Source organism: Mesorhizobium sp. M1A.F.Ca.IN.020.06.1.1, from assembly GCF_004023265.1.
Lineage (GTDB): Bacteria > Pseudomonadota > Alphaproteobacteria > Rhizobiales > Rhizobiaceae > Mesorhizobium.
On sequence record NZ_RZSR01001055.1, the window covers coordinates 1 to 1,951 of the forward strand.

At 56.2% G+C, this 1,951-nt stretch carries 1 protein-coding gene; it reads left to right on the forward strand.

The genetic code is table 11. The annotated features are described in order from the left end of the window. Positions 1-496: 496 nt before the first annotated feature. On the forward strand, positions 497-1,951 hold a 1,455-nt coding region (locus EOA60_RS30835; protein ID WP_128312461.1), incomplete at its 3' end, for an FAD-dependent oxidoreductase.

Sequence of the window (1,951 nt, forward strand, 5' to 3'; positions counted from 1 at the left end):
TATAGCGCCGACATGGCCGGTGCACGGATCGTCAACGAGCCGCTCAAAAGTGGGGGCGCCCCAGTTTGCGGCGCTTTCGGCACTCTGGCCGGCTGACGCTCAAGATCGACAATGATCATTTTCCGTAGCGAACGACTTGCGGCGCCGGCCAACCAATTATGAGCAGTGCGGTTGGAAAAGCCTGCGCGAAAGCGGACGACCTCTCCGCCGGAAAGAACCTCGAAGAGCAGTGCCTTTCACAGCAAATGTTTTCGCAAGCTGGGCGCAAGTCAGCAACACTTCCATAGCGCCTTGCCTTATTGTGCAAGCGCTAATCTTCGGTGGCAGGAGCTGTAGATAACTACTGGTACCTCTGTCGAAAGCTTACAACGTGGACGATGCAGAAAAAGATCCGGCTCGTGGCGATCCGATCGGCTTTACGAAAAGCTTTTGAAAGGCTGTAGATAGGCTCACCTGCATTCACGAAACCATGTCTAGCGAACATAGGGCCAGCTTGATGAAGTCGCATTACCGCGTGGTGGTTATCGGAGGGGGAATAGTCGGCGCGAGCGTGCTGTACCACCTTACAAAAATGGGCTGGAATGACATCGCGCTCATCGAGCGTCGTGAGCTGACAGCCGGGTCGACCTGGCATGCTGCAGCAAGCTTCCACGCGGTCAATGCAGATACTAATCTGGCGGCGCTTCAGAGCTATACGATCGGACTCTATCGAGACCTGCAGCGGGAGAGTGACCACCAATTAGGGGTTCACACGCCCGGAGCAATAACCATCGCAGGTACGCCGGAGCGGTGGGAATGGCTCCAGGCTGCTTTGTCAGGATTTCGCACTATCGGGCTGGATGACGTAGCGCTGATTTCGCCCGAAGAAATCAAGAAACGCTGCCCGATCGTCGACACAACGAACATATGTGGGGGCCTTTGGGATCCGAATGACGGCTACGTTGATCCTTACGGCACTACGCACGCTTTTGCATCCGCAGCGAAAAAGGCGGGAGCGGAGGTTATTCTGCGTAATGGGGTCGTGGAACTGCATGCGCGGCAGGATGGCTCGTGGACCGTCGTGACAGAACAAGGAACGGTCACAGCTGAGCACATTGTCAATGCTGCCGGACTCTGGGCCAAACAGGTTGGAATGATGGCTGGTGTCGACCTGCCGGTCGTACCAATGGAGCATCACTATCTCATCACCGAGGCGATCCCCGAACTTTCGGCAATGAGCGAGGAGATGCCGGCCGTCGTCGATTTGGAAGGGTTCACCTACGCGCGGCAGGAAGGCAAGGGGCTGCTTCTAGGAGTTTACGAACGCAATCCAAAACACTGGAATGTAGAAGGCGCGCCGTGGGATTTTGGTATCGAATTGATCCCGGCGGACATTGATCGAATTTCTCCTGAACTGTCGATTGGGTTCGAGCGCTATCCTGTTCTTCAGAGTACCGGCATTAAGCGATGGGTTAACGGGCCAATCACTTTCACCCCCGACGGAAACCCCCTAGTTCGGCCTGTTCCTGGCCTGCGAAATTACTGGTGTGCATGCGGTGTCATGGCCGGTTTTAGCCAAGGCGGCGGCATAGGCCTGGCATTGGCGCAGTGGATCACGTCAGGTGAACCTGAGGCCGAGGTTTTTGGCATGGATGTTGCCCGGTACGGCAAGTTCGCATCGAATCGTACTTATCTCAAAGCGACCACCGGACAATTCTATGCTCGGCGCTTCTTGATCAGCTATCCTAACGAACAACTCCCGGCAGGCAGACCGTTAAAGACGCCGCCGGCCTATGACGTCATGTCCGCGCAAGGGGCACGATGGGGGGCTTCATGGGGAATGGAGGTGCCGCTCTATTTTGCGCCGAACGACCCTGGATTCGCTGAGACTCCGACACTCAATCGTTCAAATGCCTTTCCGTTGGTAGCGGCGGAATGTCAGGCAGTGCGCGAGGGTGTCACCCTACTCGAT